Consider the following 17,647-nt stretch of genomic DNA (forward strand, 5'->3'; position numbering starts at 1 on the left):
GTAAAGGTAGTGTTGACCTAGGGTAAAGCCATACTAGGTTACAAGATTAGTGATAAATGATGTGTCTAGCGCCTCTGTTGTTTAACAGAGGCGCTTTTTTTTTGTGTTGTACTGGCTTTTTCTGTCCTGTCCTGTCCTGCTCTGTTCTAATTCACTCCAATTAAGCCAATCGTTGGTAATATTTTGATTGTCTGATTTTTTCGAAACTCCCCGGAAACTGCACGGCACAACACAATATAAATGTAACTATTTGATATGAAAGTTCTGTTATCTGAGCGGTCACCTGAATCATAGGTAAGTTATTTTTGAAACGTAAAGCCCAAACCCTACAATTAACCACAATTAAATCATGGATATAAAGGAGATCACCTATGAGTGCTTTGGAAAAACTGCACGTTCGCGAACACGAATCTGCTGTCAATTCGCTGAATCATAAACTTAACGCTCTGGATACTAGTCTGGGTATGGGTAGAACTGAAAAGGTTCTAACCTCATCCCTCAACTTAGAACTGTTTGAACGAAGTCAGGCTATTTCTGCGTGGAGTTGGTCTCGAGGCTTCGGCAATAAAGAATAGAGCGACTTCCGTTAAATGCTCTTCATAAGTCACCGAAAGGGTCGGGCTAACTATGACTAAAATATACAGTGATCTTGGTAGCGTATGAGATTGAATTGCTTAAAAGAGCTGGCCTATGACATAGTGGCCGACCCTTTCGGGATGCTTATTTCCTATCTAACTTATGTCGTTGGCATTATGTGTCTCAGCTTCTCGGTCTCAATTTTTGTGACCGACCGAGCGATTGATAGTTATTATTCGACAAGCGAAAACTTAGTTCGACTTCAGACTAATTTTAACCTGCCCAACGGTGATGTCGTTCGCTCCTCTATGGCTCCTTTTCCTGCGTATCACGCAATAAAAGAAAGCTCTATGGTTGAAGGTGCGAGCTTTCTTGGAAATCCAAGAGTCACTCTTAAAAGTGACACCACTACCACCACTACTCGCGACTTATATACAGCGAGCGATAATTTCTTTTCGTTGATAAATCCATTTACCACGGTACCTCCTCGACTTAAAGATAACGAGATAATCATTACACCTGAGTTTAATAGAGACTACCTGGGTTTTGATGAGCCAAAGGGAAAAGTGATTCATGTGGAGAGCATTGGCTTGTTCACCATCAAAGACGTGTTATCAATCAGGGAGGACACGTCGTTTAGAGTCGGAGCGATTGTCAATCATAGTGCTCTCTGGGACAATTATTACCACGGTGTGTCACACAACTGGTACGACGTTGCTATTTACTTGTTTGCTCAGCTTAGCGAAGCCAATGCATTATCATCAGCAATGTTGTCTGACTTTGTTAGCCAGAATGCCCCCAATCTTCCGGGCGCACCTTTTACAGCCCAAGAGTTTATCGATCTGCAGGCAAACCCAGTATCACAGATACACTATGACTTGGGGTTGCCAGACGATATCCATAACACCATTTCCAAAGCGACGTTAAACATCATTTATATGGTTGGATTCATTGTCGCTTGCTGTACTGTGGCTTGCTATTTTTGTTTAAGCTCTATTTCACTGACAAAGAAATTGCAGAGTTTAAAGGTAAAGTTGTCCGTTGGGTGCTGCTCATCGCAGGCGCTGTTTGATGTCCTTAGTTATCAATTGTTGTTTTTATCATTTTGTTTTATCTCAGCCCAAATCCTCAGTATTGTTATCCAGCAGCAATTCGACCTTTCCCCACAAGTTCAATACCTTATTGCCCAAAACGTAACGACGATAACTTATGTTTTTGTTGGCCTTGTGACCGTTACCTTATTGTATGAAAGCATCATTAGTTATCGCGTTATTCGTAGTGTCAGTCACAACATTACGACCACTCGATACGAGAAAACGGCGCACTGGTCATCAAACCACCTTCTCTTGGGTATTCAAATTCTCATTTCCGGTATTATGGTCAGCTTAGGTTTGGCAAGCTACATTGAAAATGAGCGCCTGTTAAAAACCGACTATGGCTACCAATCTGATCGACATGCGGTATTAGAAATAGCGCAAAGCGCGAACAATACACCTGTTACATCCATACCTAGCGCTATTCAGCAAGACATAGAATTTGTCGCAACCAGTAGTTGGCGACCATTTGATAAATCGAGAATTTCCTTGGGCCTACAGCATGGAATGCAAACCAATGAAGACGAATTTATATCAACAAACGCAATGTATGCAGGCCCTGATATTCATCATGTATTGGGGGTAGAAACACTGGCAGGGCATCGCTCTGCTGTTGAAGTTAACCCAAAAGAGTTTGAATACAATGCCATTGTTACGGAGAGCTTTGCTCGGCAGTTTGGGTTTACTCAATTTGAGAAACTCATTAACCATCGTTTTAACTTTACGTTTGATTCGACCCCGTACGCTTTTACTGTCACAAAAGTGATCCAGAACTTTGAACTCGGAGAGCTGAGTGAGTCTCCGCTAGCGACCGCAATTCTGATAACAGATCAACCCCAGCGATATGTAATTGCAGCGTTTAAAACCGAGCACGACCTAGCGAGCAAACTAGTCAAATTTCAACATAGTTACCCGGGCGCCTCAAAAGGGATCTTGCTTGAACAACTGCAGCGTGAATATTTTGACGAACAGATCCAAATTGGCGGTGTTCTACGAGGATTGATCGCAGTTTGTATTGCATTGCTTGTGATGACTTCTCTGCTGGTAGGCTTATCAGAAACACAAAAGTTGAGTCGAATATTGGCCATTATGGAAGCGATGGGCGCGCATAAGACAATGAATGTTCTATTTTTGCTCAAACGACTCACACTGCCCAGTTTGATAGCAGCGATTGCCGCTTTGTGGATAGGAACGTTAGCGTCTAAAAATGTTATTCCGCTTCCAGCGTATGAGTCAAACATTGTGATTTTCTATTCTGGTTTTTCCATCACTGTGCTTGCTTTGTTTGCCGCCGTCATTTCTGTCGCCGTGTACTTAATATCTCACCGAAAATTTAATCGAGCTCACCTAGAATAGATAAGCTATGGACACTTATATTCCTCAAAAACGTATTTACCTCAAGTCATGGTTTGTCCTTCTTTCCATTACTTTGCTCATTGCGATGTTAGTTTGGTTAGCTTGGAAGTTTCGACCTAATAATGAAACTATTCGCGTTCCAGATACCGCCGTGGCCATGCATCACGTCACAAGATCAGTGGTCAGTGAAACGATTCACGCCCGAGCCATCGCCATCCCTAGCAGTAGTCACGTTCTTACTGCTTTGTCCGGTGGAAATGTCACCCAGATCAATAGGACTGCGTCAGAGTCGGTACAAAAAGGAGACGTGATTGCAGAGCTCAGCAATCATAATCTTGTCATGGAAACTTCGTCTCGAATTTCGTTCATCGCTGAGCAGATCTCAAATCTGCGTAGCCTGAAATTGGCCATAGAAAGTCAGCAACTCAACAGCCAGCTTGATTACAGTGAGGCGAAATACAATATGAACATACTGTCTAGAGAGTTAGCTAAAAAACGAATCATCTCTAGCTCTGGCTACATTGAAGAGAATCAAATCCACAATTTAACCGACAAGCTGGAACACTGGCAGACACGATACAACCTGCTACGTGAATTCCTAGGTTCGGAAATGAAAGCGTCGTCACAACACGTACAAGTAATTGATACCTCCATCGAGGAGTTATTTGAGCTGAAAGCCCTCGTTTCACAGGGGCTAGATCAGTTGGTCATACGGTCTCCCTTTAATGGTGTGGTCTCAGAGCTAGATATTAAAGTAGGGCAGAATATTGCTACGGGACAAACCATTGGGCTAGTTGACCAGCCAAGCACCTATCATTTGGAAGCACAAATTGGTGAATATTATTTGCACCAAATTCATGACACATCATTGGTTACAGCAACGATCGATGGCAAGCCATATGCTCTCACAGTCAAACAGACTTCTAAGCTCGTTAAAAATGGCAAATTCAAGGTCAAGTTTGAATTTAAAGATCTCAAACCTGACACCCTCACTCGGGGTCAATCTATCGCGGTGAATATTCAAACCACTTCGCCAGATAAAGCTTTCATTACCCAAGAAAAAGCCATCGTCAACGAAGGTGGACATCAATACCTCTATCATTTCGATCCAGCGACTCGGATCGCTGTGCGCTCAAAGGTAAAAGCTCGCCGGCTAGGTAATAAGCAAGTCGAGCTGTTTGAGGGGGTAGACCGCGAAATGTTCGTGATTACTCTCAATAACAACACCTACACTCACTCTGCATTTATAAAGGTTGCCGCTAATGATTGAACTGGCTAACGCGACGAAACATTTCCAAACCGATACGGTTCGTACCACTGCTCTAAATGATATTGATTTGACGATAAATAATCATGAGTTTGTCTCTATCATGGGTCCGTCTGGTAGCGGAAAGTCAACATTGCTTAATGTTTTAGGACTTTTTGAAGCGTTAGATCAGGGCTCATATACATTGGATGAGCATCAGGTGTCTCGAATGAGCAACACCAAGATAGTAAGGGTTCGAAGAGCGACATTGGGTTACGTTTTTCAATCTTTCAACCTAATCCCGCACCTATCGTCACTTGAAAACGTTGAACTTCCTCTGTTGTATCGAGGATACAAACCAGTGCAAGCCAAATCGATGGCCAAGAAAAGTTTGCAAGATATTCAACTTGGTCACCGATTGAACCACAAGCCTTTCCAACTTTCAGGCGGGCAACAGCAACGCGTCGCCATTGCAAGGGCCTGTGTTAGTCAGCCCAAACTGATTCTTGCGGACGAACCTACGGGTAACCTTGATAGTGAATCCGGTAAGGTCGTGCTCGAAACTTTGCGCAAGATTTATCACAACGGGGCAACCATTGTCATGGTGACGCACTCAAACCACGCGGCGAATTACGGTACTAAACAACTGACTATGCATGATGGTGAAATCGTAGAGGAAAGAGTTAACACATGGCAATAGATAATAGGCTAATTGACCCTGACAACCTTATCGCACTGGCAAATAAGGACTATAAAAAGCTTGCAGCCCATATCATAGGGTCTACCCCAAAGGAAAACATGCTATCAGTCGACGAAGTGATAGCGTTTGACAGAATTAATCAGGATGTTACGTCGTCACGCGCGGTAACAGGTAATAAACTCGTGGCAATCGTTAAGGTGACACGTAAGTGCAATCTACGTTGTAAATACTGTGTCTCGTGGTCAGACCGACCGGATGCAACCATGAGTTTCTCAACCATGGTTACTATGGTCAAACGGCTTTTGTCTACGCCTAATATTCAGCGCTTTGAGTTTATTTGGCATGGTGGCGAAGTCACCTTATTAAAACCAGAATTTTTCAGAAAACTCATTTGGGTTCAACAGACACTGAAAACCCCAAACCAACAGATATCTAATAGCATTCAGACTAACGCGCTCAGTATGTCAAATGAATGGATCACCTTTATAAAAGGCATTGGGCTTCCGGTAGGCGTCAGTTTTGATGGTTCGCCAGCTATAAATGATCGTCGACGTGTTGATATTAATGGTAGAGGCTGTAGTGACAGGATCATCCGAACGCTCAATAAACTTAAGCAGCATCATATTCAATATGGTGCGCTGATGGTGGTCGATAGAGAAATCACGACATGTGAAATTACCCCTATGTTAAGTAACCTTGTTGCCGCCCAAATAGATAATGTCGAGTTCTTAAACTATGTACCGAGCAATACACAAACTTCGGACATCGAGCAAGACAAACGACTTATCACCTACAGAGAATACATTTCGTTTCTTAGCGCAGTATTCAAAATATGGTGGCAGTCATTCAGAGACGAGCTTTCCATCCCATTGTTTGAAGATATTGTTGCCTACCTGACTCAGGAAACCTCGCAACATTCTCAATGTTATTGGGATCAGAATTGCGCTCGAGAAATCATCACCGTAGAGCCTAATGGCGATATTACAGCTTGCGACAAGTACCTTGGCACTCCGGGCTCGGTTTATGGCTCGATATTAAAACACGATTTGGCAACGCTTTATGAGCAGTCAGAGTTTCACAACGATATGATAGTAGAAGAGCAACACAGTTTACGCGCACTCAAATCATGTGAATGGTTTCAGTTTTGCCGTGGCGGGTGTTCTCATGACAGGATTAACTCTCTAAAGTACGATAGTAAAGCCAGTAAGACCTGCTGTGGGTCAAGGGAGCTATTCAATACCGTCGCTAAATATGCTTCTTTAGCGCGAGAGGCGTGATTTACAAACCCCGACGACTGCTAGACCAAAACGTGTGAAGAACCATAGTGCCTCATCTTTCTGATGGGGCATTTTTATATCTATAGAAGGTTCGACAAAGATCCGCATATTTTGAAATGAGTGAGATCACGTTCCGTTGTTGCAGGCAAATGATATGCGTTTTGTTATTACCTAAGTGGATATCAGTTATGAGAACTAATGATTTCCAGTAATATCCTAAACAGGTAACAATACGATTAAGAAATGCGTTGTTATAGCAACTCGATAATAGTTCAACTTACTCAAGGATAGACATTGTGGCTAAATTCAAAGCGGTAAAAATGTTTCGCTGCTTTGGGTTTGTCTGTGTCGCCTTGTTGCAACACAAATAAGGTATGCATTATGAAAAAACTATTAATAACCGTACTTACTCTTGGTTTTACTGGTTCAGCGTTCGCAGCAGTAGGAGGTACAGACAGTTTTACTGGTGAAAACGGCCTTAAATATTTTGAAGACAAAAGCGCTTCATCTGAGGTTGTGACGGTACGAAACTATGCACAAGCTGAGTCTGAGCGTAACTTCTTAATCCAACAGGAGCGTGTTGGCATTAACAATTGGCTGCACTACCGTGAACCTACCCCAGTTGATAAGCAGAATGTGGTTCGCATGCAAAAAGACACACTTTACTCGACCATTTTAGTCGATACGACGAAGGGCGCTGAGATTACGCTTCCTGCGGTTGAGGAAGGGCGTTACCTGTCATTACAGCAAGTCGATGGGAATCACTTTACTCGTCATCTAGCTTACGGGGGAACTGAACCCAACGTAGTCGAGATCAAAGGGTCTACACCGTACGTATGGATAGTCGTTCGCTTAGGTACCGATGCGACAGAAGCTGACATGGAAAAAATGCGCGAGGTACAAAACAACCTAGTGCTTAAAGCGGGTTCCGCAGTACCTTTCGTCCCTGTGAACTACGAGACTAAGTCATTTGAAGCGACTCATCACGAACTGTTGGTCAGCGCTTCGAAAGGGATTAACAGTTTTAATATGTTTGGCGCGTCCGATGAAGTTGATGCTTATAAGCACCCAATTGGTGCCGCTATGGGCTGGGCTGGCGCTAACACCGTAGATAACGTCTATCAAGCGGCCAAACAAAACACCAATATGCAGTGTCAGGTCCTTACTTTCGATGACCCTAAGAACGGCGCATTCTGGTCACTTACCGTGTACAACAAAGACATCTACATGTTTTCAGAGAACGCGAGTTTGAACTCTTATACCGCCGAACCTAATGCCGATGGAACATTTACCATCCACTTTGGTTGTGAAGGTAAGAAGAACAATATTGATATTAACAACGACACAGGCGCCTGGAACTTAATGATGCGTCATTACCAACCTAGTGAGATTGTTAAATCTGGAGACTTCAACGTGTTAGATGATTTGAAAGTACTAGATGACTAGAAAGTACTCGATGACTCAAGAGGCGACATGATTTTGAAAGTGGGTGGTAAATAAAGCCACCCACTTTTGTTCTGGGTGAAAGTAATGAAAAAACGAAAATTAGCATTATTGGTGGTGACTATTGTGTCACTGTCTGCACTCGCTAAAGATGTAGATATGAGCGATCCAACGGCAGTGTACTCAAGCGTAGGCGGTACCTTGTCTCAGAATTACGGCGCTAACGGTGAAGAGACAAACGGCGACGTCTCTGTTGGTGTGGGTTGGGGTAAAAATCTATTATCTATCGAGTCCAAAGATAGTTTGGATAGCATCAACACTCGTTACGCTCGAATGGGAGTAGTTGGTGATCTTGGGGTGTACTTTGACAATACGATAACCACTGCCAAGGTACTAGGTGAGGAGGAGTACCATGGCTATACAGCATCTTTAGGCGCAATTTATTCTCTAAAACTTAACGACACCCTACAATTATACCCAATCGTGACTATTGGCAGTGCAGGTGAGTTGGGCGGAAGCCATCACAGAGCAATTTACACCGTCGGAAGTTATAATCGTATACAACTGGGCAATGGCTGGTCAGTCGGTCTAGACCCATTCTATACGGTGGTTGATGGAGAGAAAGAGGATAGTTTTAAATTCGATACTTTTGTTAGCTATCAATACAAGAGCCACCAATTCCGACTTGGCACCACAAACCAGTGGCAGCAAGCGGAAGAGTACGATTACAGTACATCGATAGAAACAGGTGGCGAGGTTTATTTCAAATACAAATATGCGTTCTAGCGCAGAAAACGCACTCCCTAAATGCAACGCTAGATACGCTAACCATTAGCTTTATAGGGCGTTTAGTAAACGTCATCAGTTAGGTAATTTGAGTACGAACCGCCCTACAAACGTAGCTATTGTGATGGGGAGCAATAGCTACGCTGTTATCTTCACCTTATAAATAACGATTTCGGAGGTGATTCTCAAAATGATGTGGGTTAAGGGTATCGCCAGTTGCCTGTTTAACTAATTCGTCTGTGGTTAAGAGGCTCGCTTTGCTCCAGATATTGTCAGACAACCAAGTAAAGATTGGCGATAGTTCCCCTGAGCGAATGGCGTCATCTACATCCACGGTTTTCTTCATCGCTGCCATAAACTGAGCCGCGTACATGGCCCCAAGTGTATAAGATGGGAAATAGCCAAATGCGCCGTCTGTCCAGTGTAACCAATCGTACTGATTGAATCTTTTATCTACAAACTTACGATAAGCACTTGGTTTTGTATAAATTATCCCCATATCTTATAAGGATAACCATTCTGGAGGACGTATGAATAAGAAGAAAACATCTAAAAAAGTTGCTTCTAAAGCGGCTCAAACACTATCAGACCCTAACGCATCAAAAATCAAAAAGTCTTTAGCTGCTAGTGCTATGGCTCAAGCTGATAAGTCGAAGCAGACGGGTAAAGACATGGAACAGAAAGCCTCGGCAGTTCTCCAGAGTGACAAGTACAGTGACGAAACTAAAGAGTTCGCTGCTTCTGTGTTGTCTCAATCAAATAAAGACCGTTAGGAGAGGGTGTTGATTTCTTGCGCAATGGTGTAGGGGGGCAATCCAAATGAGTAAGACTGCTATAGCGTGTTTTTTTGCTGTGTTGACTTTGACAGGCTGTGCCGGAGTGCTCCAAAGTGGCTATGTTTATCCACCGTTTATACCAGAAGCGTATGAGTATCATGATGTAAGAAGTGCGTTTGGCTTACTTGATGACAAGAATGTAGTTGGTCTGGTGGTAGTCTACTCTCCAGCTCAAAAGTCGCTAAGCTCAGTGTGTAATGACGGCTCGTATTCTTCCTCGCTAGGTAAGGGGGCGTGTTCTTGGCACGGAGGTGTTAAGAGTACATCTACGTGGTCCATAGGGCCTAGATATCTAGTGAAATACTTATTGGCTACAGATGGTTCGTGCTCAAAACAGATGAAGTTTTCTCTAGAGGTTTTGGAAGACCGAGATAGCCACTTTTTTTGCAAGAAAGAAGAATCGGGATTACCCAAAAAATACGAAGCCGATGTAGTTCCAATTATGGATTTGGTGGGTTGGAAAACATATTCATATTCAGGCGATGATACGCAAATATTGCCGAATCGCCTGTAGATTACAAAAAAGGAGCCTGAGGCTCCCTTTAGTTTTACCATGATGGCATCTTGAATAGCAGGCCATCATCTCCATTATCATGTAGAGTGAGAGCTATTTCATCGTCTGTGAATTCAACGCCTTCCGGTAAGTCAGAGTCTATCAAAGTTAAAATGTACTGAGTTCCAAATAGCTCAGGGATAGTGCGAGCGTAATTCAAAAACTCTAGCTTTTTACGGGTATCAAGAGTTTCTAATCCGCCATCATGATAGATAAAGCGAACGAAATCTTTGTTTGCATAAGCGAGGTTCACTGCTAAATCATACCCAATACAAAGAATTTTCTTATAACTACACCCATCTGATTCACTAGTGTAATTAAAATCACCATCAACAAAACCAGCATGATAAACCAAGTTTCCCTCACCATTTTGTTCCGTGGAAATTCGACCGTCCTTATCAAGCACTAGCTTAACAAATGTTGTGAAATTTTCTTTGATAGACTTATAGATAGACGTGTCGGATTGCATTACGGAATCTCTGTCTAGTCTAATTTTTTCAATCACATCATTCTTGCTATTGCTCAGAGTTCTAGATTCACTCTTTTTGCTCTTTATTTGCTCACTAATCTCTAGTTTTCTTTCTATCAAGTTGATTTCTGTGCTCACTAGCAGCAACCGGCTTGATACTTCTTTGTATTTTTCCAGTGCGTTGGTGCTTGTTAAGAAAGAAACCTGCTTAGATTTGAGGGTGTTTAGCTCCGTTAGGCGCGATGAAATATCAATAATTTGCTGTTCAAGCTCTTTAGTTTGTAGCCTTACAAACTTTGAGCGTTCCACGGTTATCTTTTTGTTAAACTCGACTAATTCATCATAAGACTTTTTGATTTGGTCCCCGAAGAGAATGCCAGCTTCTGTAAAGAGCTTTTTCGTTTTATCGGTGCTAAATGATATTGGTTGCTTTGACTCGACTTTTCGTAGCTTTTTTAAATCGGATTTCAAATAATAGCGTACACGGTTAAGCTCTTCGATTTCTTCATCGATATTCTCCGATAGTTCCTCGACAGTTTCGGTGTCAGAATCGTCAAAGTTTAGTGCGTTCAATTGCTCCTGAAGGGCTTCAGCGTCTTGGTGCTTTAGTGATAGCGCATCTCGGAGCATTTCTTCTTCATCGCCTTGATAAAGGCCAATTTCCTTTTGAAGCTCAGCAAGTTGAGCGGTAACTTTTTCAATATCTATTTTAAGTTCATAGTTACTTTTTAAGTTATCTGCATTAAAACCGAGTATATGACCGATATAGGGCTTCCAGCTCAGGTCTTTCCCACGACTAAACTTTTTGAGTTGGAAGATGTCATTAAAATCATCTTGCTTTCTCAGTGCGTAACTAACCGCCATGCGGTAGTCCCAAGGGGATATCGATGTGAGATTGAGGAAGCTATCAAGTAGAAGTTTGGCATTATCAAATGTGAGTTTTTGGTAGTCCCAGTCTGAATCTTCCAAGAATCTGTAGTCTTGATATTTCGTAGAGTGCTTTTTAAAGAAAAGTTGAGTATTTTTATTCACTGACCTTCGGATGGTCAAGTACGAACCATCGTTTAGCTTTATCTCAAAAAAGAAAATGAAATCAGCAAAGCGGTCAATATGCTTGAAGAGAAACGTTTCTTTGTGTCTTTGCTTTAGAAAACCAAAATCGATTAACTCGGCTAACTTGCTTTTACCAAGGTTATGAGAATCTTTGTTTTTGTCATCACGTAGTCTAATTTGACCGATAATAACGTTGAATCCGTCATTGAACTCTATAGGCTCAAAAATATCGGGTCTGTTGGAGTAAATTTTCGAAATCTTCATGAGCCTACATACTCGATTAAGTCATTTTTTGGGTGGTATTCCACCAAGCCTAATAGGAAAAGAAACTCTAGTGATGATTCTAGCAAGGCCACAGAGTCTTTGTTGTTATCTTGAAGAACCTGTTTTAGGTTCGTTATAGTGTCAAATCGTTTCTTCTTTAATCTGGTTAGAATTAAAGATGATGCCGCCAATATTGTTAGGTCTGGGTGTGCATTTTTGTTTGGCTTAAGCAACATAGTTTTCACCTATATCGCATTTGTAGTACATGTAGTAAACCATCGCCCTTGTGAGTGCTTTATTTCTTCTGCAATCATTATCTCTATCTATAATTAGCTCAATAGTTTTTTCTATCACTTGGTCGAAAGAGTGGTGGTCTTTTTTGTAAATGCATATTTTGGCATGTAACTCATCTGCGGTTTCGATGTATTTTTGCTGGTGCTCTTCGTTGTCAGGCATTGAAAGGAAGCTCTCAATTGCATAGAAATCGCCCATCTTTTTAAGTATGGCTCCTGCGTAACCATTTGTAAGGCTATTGAGTTCATTTTTCTTGCTAAAATCTGTTCTCTTAAGGTTTGGCTCTATATTCTTTTTCTTAATGGCAGGAAGAGCGTCTTTAATTGATACGATTACGTCAGCTAGGTCATCTGGCTGGATTGATAGGGGGACATCGTATGGGTTGAGGTCAACAGCTTTTGCAATGTGTGGAAACCTTTTGAATAGTAACCCCATAGCCTCAGTTCCTATGAGGCCGATGTTTTCTTTAGGTAGACCTGTTTCTTGCGACAAGTACTTCTTGATTTTTTCATTTATGTTGGCTGGAAGTTTTCGATTAGAAAATATGATGTAATTATTGAGGCCGTCTTCATCTATTAGTTTCTTTATTTTTTTTACTTCTAAAGTAATGGTTGCGCTCTCCGAGTCTGGGGAGAAGAAGTCGGGGTCACTAAATTTACTGTTATAACTAATAGTATGCTTGGCTTGAATGACAGTTAATCCATCCCATGGTCGAGCCATGGATGGATACAATTGAGCCATACCTTCAAATCGAGAGTCGCGGCCTCCGTCGGGGCCGTCTGAGAATGTTTCTGCACCTATGCCAAATAGTTCGCCACATAGATGTATCACGAGGTGTTCAAATTGTGTTGGTGATAGGTCTGCGTAATTATAATTCATTTTTATGGCTCATGCTGATATGAGCCTATTGTCCTATTGAATTATAGTGGCAGCAAGAAAAATATATTGTTATTAGCTATTTGGTGACGTAGACCCGTAATGTCGCTCTCTATGGCAATTCGGACAAAGTGCTTCTGTGTTTTCTAAACAATCTGGGCCGTCATCGGCTAAATGAATGATGTGATGCACTTCGAGATAAGGACTGTTGTCTTTCTTTCGTATAAATGGTGCCTGTTGTTCGCAGTTATCACATACGCCATCCGCAATAAACAATCGTTCTGCAACTACATCTGGATTGCGTCTGTACAGTTTGGTTCGAGCATCGATTAATACGGCTTTTGTTGGGGCTGACTTTAATCGAAGTAATCTATCCTCTGAACTATCACGCTTGGCAATATCAATGGCTCTATCCAGGTCATCGTACTCGAAACTCTGTTCGCATAATTCAGCGTACTTCTCGTAGATTTTTCTAATCGTGTGCTGGGGGTTGTTACTTGCAGATAAGTAGTAGTCCAGATGCTTTCTCACGGCTTCTACAGCGGACTTTGAAGTCTGGATGTCGTATCTCTGATGGATTTGCTCAAGATAGTATTCAGTCGCTTGTGCGTTGATTGTGCGCGTATAGCAGTGGCAGTTAAGTAGATGAGAGACTGTTTCTATATAACCATGAGCAGAGCTAGAAGTCATAGAAAGCTCATCAATTAAGATATGCTTTAGTCTTGATGGACTGATTCCTTTATCGTGTGCCTCTATCCCTAATTCAAAAGCGCGTTTGATTTGTTCTAGTGTAATGCTTGCCATCTTGACCAGTTCCTTGTGGGTAAGTGGTCATAATATAATAACGGAGAGAGTTGGTCTGGTAAATGTAACAGAAACTGTAACAGAAACTGTAACAGAGCCGGCGAAACCACTAAATAGAGTTGAGTTTATAACTCGTTATGCACCAGTTATAATACGACTGTGACTAGCAATCACGAGTGATTTATAAATCACACGGTCATGCGTTCGTATGACTTTCAAAATACACAAAGCCTATTACTACATTGAGAAGTTTATTTCTTATTGTGTATTTACTTCATGCTGGGTCGTCTACGTAAGTAGGCTTCTCAATGTAGTAAGCGATTAGACTCGTAGCGGCTTCATAATAAGAATAAAAAATGAACACAATTACCAATTACACACTATTTGCCAATGGTGTATTGAATCACGTTCAGAAAAAATCAGAATGGGTTTCATTTTATGGTGTGGAGAGCATCATATTAAAGAATAATAACACCAATGAGCCGTTGAGATTCATCAACGAGAAAGACAAAAAGCTGACTAGAAGCTTAGCTGAGGCTGGATATAAAAGTAATGACTCATCAGGTCAAAGAGTTGTAAAGCGCCTGAGGCGCTTCTACAAAGAGTCTCAGACAAACAAATCTGACTGGAAACATATCGTAGATGCAACTGGCGGAGTCCTAAAAGTATGGATCACTGACCTGTACTATGACACGACGAAAAAGAAGTTTTATGGTGACGTGGTTTTGTTTCGAGAATCAACAAAAGACAAAAAAATTGAGTTCAGTAAGTTCATAACGCGAATTCACGAACGATATCGAGATGTAGATGGGCGATATCATGATTTTACAAAAAGAGCTGGTGGACACTCTTTTGTCCATCGACTAGAAATGGAAAGAGAAGAAATGCGAACGAACACCCATGTCCGTAGGTTGAATGAGAATGCCTCATTACAAGAAAACACGAAACACAATAATGAAATTGCTATTGCGACGAATCATATTCTGGATGAATTGGAGCGATTAAGAGCAGAGTTAAAAGAATTGAAGCAGGCATGAGGCCTGCTTTTTTTTATGACTAATTCAAAAAAAAGAGCGGTTTCTACTATCAAAAAGAGCGGTTTCTTCTCGCCTCAAGCTAGTGATAGCAGTGGCTCGCTGTGTAAGTAATATATAAGCGAACTCGTTCGTGTTTTCTTTAAATCAAAGTATGTCGGGCGAAGCCCGTTGGCGCGTAGCGCCTTGAACGTAGATATCACTGAATCAATGTCAATTAACTAGTACTGTCTACGTAGAGTATTGTTGATGTGATGTAGTACTAGCTATTGGGTTAGTCGCTTCGCTCCGTCGGCAAGCCGACTAATACCAAATCTTAAATCAAACTGCGTGACCGTAGGTCACTGGCCGAAGGCCTTATCCTCTACTAACGTGAACTATCGCCATGTTTATTCAGTAGAATTGATTCGTACTAGATTTTGGAAAGTATTCTAGTGCTAGCTAATGAATCAAATTTACGAAAAATTATCCTTATTAAATTAAACATAATATTTCGAATATTGAAGTAGTGTTATTTCACCAGCACTAGTTAATAAAGTTATCTACTAGATTATTAGCAATGGGGTAGTCGGCAGGGCCTCCGCGCCTACGGCGCCTATCTCTATTCAGCCATCTAGTAACCCACCAGCCAGAACCAGCCTAGAATTGATTCTAAGCAATATGACTAGTCGTTACGTTGCTTAGTAGTCATCTTTAGGTTTCGACTGGTGAGTATCATTTACGAAAAGTTTTTGCTTTGCTGGACGAAGCTAGGTGCTGGTTGTCATAGAGCTGAAAAGCTTTTCGCGTTTTTGGTTGAGCCAGTCACAAATGTCCATCTACTGCCTATATCCCATTCGTCGTATGGTGGTTTTTTGTAGTACCTTTCGTCGCGAAGGTTTCTGAAATGAGGTCTAACAAAAATCTCCGTATCGAATTCGTGCTTTCTAAATCCAAATGACCAGTTTTTCCCGCCTTTTTTGGGCTTACTATATTTGGTGGGTAGTGGGTGTCCGCTGTCCATTGAAATTTGACCTGTGCTATACAACACGCAGAATTTAATTACAGGGCTTAATAGTTCGTTATCTAGAGCTTGTGAAATCTTGTCCATAGGTGATGAGTGACAACGAAAGCCATTTTTGTTCATTGATGAAACAATTATCTTTGGTTCACTGTCACCTAGGCTATGGCGGAAATACCCCTCTACGCTATTTCTGGATACTGTCACTAGTGCTGACTGCAATTTGGATTCGACTGGGAATCTTAACTTAAACGACTTAAATGGTAGTTGCACCCTTGCGTCTGGCATGTTGTCTAGTTTTGCTTTATTGATGATTTTCAAAACATCCGCAGAGACGAAAATATTATTTCTGTCTTGCATGTAGCGTCCGATGCTAAAAATCGTATCTGAATATGCTCGTGCGTTTTGATACGAAGCGCCCTGACTCCGTTGTTCTTGTATGAGATGCGCCCCGAAACCGGACTCAATCATTTCGCTTAGTGGTATTCTTTTGTTTCTGAACGCGCCTATGGCGACGTCTGGGATATCATTGTAAAACTCATCTACTATTCGTTTTTTAATCTTTGTCATAGCACCTCCAAAGGGGTAGTGTCGCGCCTTTGATTGTAGGTGTCCGTGCGATTAATCAAAGAACCTTACTGTAATTGGGGGCAAACAGTCGATGGGTGTTTTTTACTGGTGCTGGCGTGAACTGCAATCCGTTTACTGGTAAGTAACGATAAATACTCTCTTTCGAGAGAGAGTATGATTACAGAATCCCCGCAATACAAAAACATCATCCGAGAGATTAGAGAACTCGAAGCCACGACCAACCGAAAGATAATGCACACCACCAGCAAGTTGAGCACCAAGAGCGGAAAGCAATACGCTGAAAGGAATAGTGCTTATGTTCTAAAAACTGAAAAGAAACATACAAAGCTTGTGAATAGACTGGCAAAGATAGCTGGTGGAACTGTTCGCTTAGAAGGTGGTGTGTATTTCATTGACGTCGAGGATTGCTCGATAGACACCGATGTTACTGAATTCCAACGCCTTTATGCCACTATGCGTGGAACCATTAAATGGCTGATGGGTGATTTTAAAGTGGCGATACCTAGAGTGGACATTGAGCTGCTAGGAATCTATCACAATGGGTTTGAGTTGAGGCTCGGTGAGTTTACTGTGCAGTGTATCCACAACCCCGACCCTAATCGATTCATAGATTTCTATCTGGACGAAAATCCTCATGAATTCTTTGACTTAATTGATGCGATTAGGAAAGAGCACAAAGAGGCGATAGAAGAAATCAACAAGCGTAGATAAATACTTTCATTTGTGGCACTGCCACTTATGGAGGGCGCTATGACGCTATCAGATGAAGAGCTGTCTGAGCTTTTAGGTGACGTTGATGAAGGCGCGCAAATAGGCTGGTGTGATGTACAACCCGTCCTGCAACCGCTTAGAAAGCGAAATCCTGATAATGTTTTTGATAACGCTACCAGCTTTCTAAAAGATATAAGCGCAGTGGTGTATAAAATCGATGATGGAACAAGGTGTTATGTTGGAAGAACCGTCTCACTTAGACACAGGCTCCAGCGTCATGCCACTAACAGAAAGTCAAAAGCATTCGGTATATTAAAAGAATACAAAGGTGACAAAAACAACTTAATCTCTATTGTGTGGCGAGGTCCTTACCCTGAATCTATAACGCAGGAAGCTAATGCAATAGAGAAATATAGCACTGTTGGTCAGACGCGAGAGCAAGCGATAGCTGGTCAAATGCCTTTGAAATCACCTAACCGAAAGCGAGATAACTCAATTCCTGATATGAATAAAACAAAGAAACGTTGCTATAAATAATTCGAATTCTGAAATTAACGCCAAAGGCCCTTGCTGTTTAAGTAAGGGCCTTTTTATTTTCTGATGGCTTACTCTTGGTTGTGTCATCAAAAATAAGCACATAAATATATGTGATGTTTAATTGTCATAAGACGACCCAATAGCACT

General features: G+C 41.7%; 17 protein-coding genes and 1 pseudogene. 12 read left to right on the top strand and 6 right to left on the bottom strand.

Going from position 1 to position 17,647, the window contains the following annotated elements; all coding sequences use genetic code 11:
* Window positions 1-371 precede the first annotated feature (371 nt).
* From MD535_RS23620 to MD535_RS23650, 7 genes are all read left to right on the top strand, one after another.
* Window positions 372-575: a hypothetical protein gene (locus MD535_RS23620; protein ID WP_265677633.1), complete on the top strand. Its 204-nt coding sequence runs from the start codon at window positions 372-374 to the stop codon at window positions 573-575.
* Between the two features lie 84 nt (window positions 576-659).
* Window positions 660-3,026, top strand: a complete 2,367-nt coding sequence (locus tag MD535_RS23625) for a hypothetical protein (RefSeq protein WP_265677634.1) — start codon at window positions 660-662, stop codon at window positions 3,024-3,026.
* Window positions 3,027-3,033: 7 nt separating this feature from the next.
* Window positions 3,034-4,296 (top strand): efflux RND transporter periplasmic adaptor subunit, encoded by a 1,263-nt coding sequence (locus tag MD535_RS23630; RefSeq protein WP_265677635.1) that lies wholly within the window; start codon window positions 3,034-3,036, stop codon window positions 4,294-4,296.
* The gene (locus MD535_RS23635) at window positions 4,289-4,972 is read left to right on the top strand and encodes an ABC transporter ATP-binding protein (RefSeq protein WP_265677636.1); all 684 of its coding nucleotides are present in this window, start codon (window positions 4,289-4,291) and stop codon (window positions 4,970-4,972) included. Before MD535_RS23630 ends, MD535_RS23635 begins: the two co-directional genes overlap by 8 nt.
* A complete protein-coding gene (locus MD535_RS23640; protein WP_265677637.1) occupies window positions 4,963-6,249 on the top strand; it encodes a radical SAM/SPASM domain-containing protein in 1,287 nt (428 codons plus the stop codon). The genes MD535_RS23635 and MD535_RS23640 overlap by 10 nt, the downstream gene beginning before the upstream one ends.
* Before the next feature lie 381 nt (window positions 6,250-6,630).
* Window positions 6,631-7,695: a DUF1254 domain-containing protein gene (locus MD535_RS23645; RefSeq protein ID WP_265677638.1), complete on the top strand. Its 1,065-nt coding sequence runs from the start codon at window positions 6,631-6,633 to the stop codon at window positions 7,693-7,695.
* Window positions 7,696-7,779: 84 nt separating this feature from the next.
* Window positions 7,780-8,478 (top strand): hypothetical protein, encoded by a 699-nt coding sequence (locus MD535_RS23650; RefSeq protein WP_265677639.1) that lies wholly within the window; start codon window positions 7,780-7,782, stop codon window positions 8,476-8,478.
* 157 nt (window positions 8,479-8,635) lie between these two features.
* Here MD535_RS23650 and MD535_RS23655 read toward each other — a convergent pair.
* Window positions 8,636-8,905: pseudogene (locus MD535_RS23655) on the bottom strand (carboxypeptidase M32); the annotation flags it as partial.
* 103 nt (window positions 8,906-9,008) lie between these two features.
* Between MD535_RS23655 and MD535_RS23660 the strand changes: the two are divergent.
* On the top strand, window positions 9,009-9,251 hold the full coding sequence (locus MD535_RS23660) for a hypothetical protein (RefSeq protein ID WP_102409332.1): 243 nt from the start codon (window positions 9,009-9,011) through the stop codon (window positions 9,249-9,251).
* A 46-nt stretch (window positions 9,252-9,297) separates the two neighbouring features.
* Window positions 9,298-9,828, top strand: coding sequence for a hypothetical protein (locus MD535_RS23665; RefSeq protein ID WP_265677640.1), 531 nt, complete (start codon window positions 9,298-9,300; stop codon window positions 9,826-9,828).
* A gap of 34 nt (window positions 9,829-9,862) precedes the next feature.
* On the opposite strand, the gene MD535_RS26215 is transcribed toward MD535_RS23665, so the two are convergent.
* The 4 genes from MD535_RS26215 to MD535_RS23685 form a co-directional block, all read right to left on the bottom strand.
* Window positions 9,863-11,368: a DUF2326 domain-containing protein gene (locus tag MD535_RS26215; RefSeq protein WP_265677641.1), complete on the bottom strand. Its 1,506-nt coding sequence runs from the start codon at window positions 11,366-11,368 to the stop codon at window positions 9,863-9,865.
* 281 nt (window positions 11,369-11,649) lie between these two features.
* Entirely contained in the window at window positions 11,650-11,889 is a 240-nt protein-coding gene (locus MD535_RS23675; protein ID WP_265677642.1) for an ABC-three component system middle component 8, read from the bottom strand.
* Window positions 11,879-12,826, bottom strand: a complete 948-nt coding sequence (locus MD535_RS23680) for an ABC-three component system protein (RefSeq protein ID WP_265677643.1) — start codon at window positions 12,824-12,826, stop codon at window positions 11,879-11,881. The genes MD535_RS23675 and MD535_RS23680 overlap by 11 nt, the downstream gene beginning before the upstream one ends.
* A gap of 72 nt (window positions 12,827-12,898) precedes the next feature.
* Window positions 12,899-13,627, bottom strand: a complete 729-nt coding sequence (locus MD535_RS23685; RefSeq protein ID WP_265677644.1) for an HNH endonuclease — start codon at window positions 13,625-13,627, stop codon at window positions 12,899-12,901.
* A gap of 356 nt (window positions 13,628-13,983) precedes the next feature.
* Here MD535_RS23685 and MD535_RS23690 point away from each other — a divergent pair, with 356 nt between their 5' ends.
* Complete coding sequence (locus MD535_RS23690) at window positions 13,984-14,664, top strand: hypothetical protein (RefSeq protein ID WP_265677645.1); 681 nt, start codon at window positions 13,984-13,986, stop codon at window positions 14,662-14,664.
* Window positions 14,665-15,424: 760 nt separating this feature from the next.
* On the opposite strand, the gene MD535_RS23695 is transcribed toward MD535_RS23690, so the two are convergent.
* Window positions 15,425-16,231, bottom strand: a complete 807-nt coding sequence (locus MD535_RS23695) for a hypothetical protein (RefSeq protein ID WP_265677646.1) — start codon at window positions 16,229-16,231, stop codon at window positions 15,425-15,427.
* Between the two features lie 174 nt (window positions 16,232-16,405).
* Between MD535_RS23695 and MD535_RS23700 the strand changes: the two genes are divergently transcribed.
* The gene (locus MD535_RS23700; protein ID WP_265677647.1) at window positions 16,406-16,963 is read left to right on the top strand and encodes a hypothetical protein; all 558 of its coding nucleotides are present in this window, start codon (window positions 16,406-16,408) and stop codon (window positions 16,961-16,963) included.
* Between the two features lie 39 nt (window positions 16,964-17,002).
* Window positions 17,003-17,500: a GIY-YIG nuclease family protein gene (locus MD535_RS23705; RefSeq protein WP_265677648.1), complete on the top strand. Its 498-nt coding sequence runs from the start codon at window positions 17,003-17,005 to the stop codon at window positions 17,498-17,500.
* The last annotated feature ends 147 nt before the right edge of the window (window positions 17,501-17,647 follow it).

It is taken from the genome of Vibrio qingdaonensis (assembly GCF_026191675.1).
GTDB lineage: Bacteria > Pseudomonadota > Gammaproteobacteria > Enterobacterales > Vibrionaceae > Vibrio > Vibrio qingdaonensis.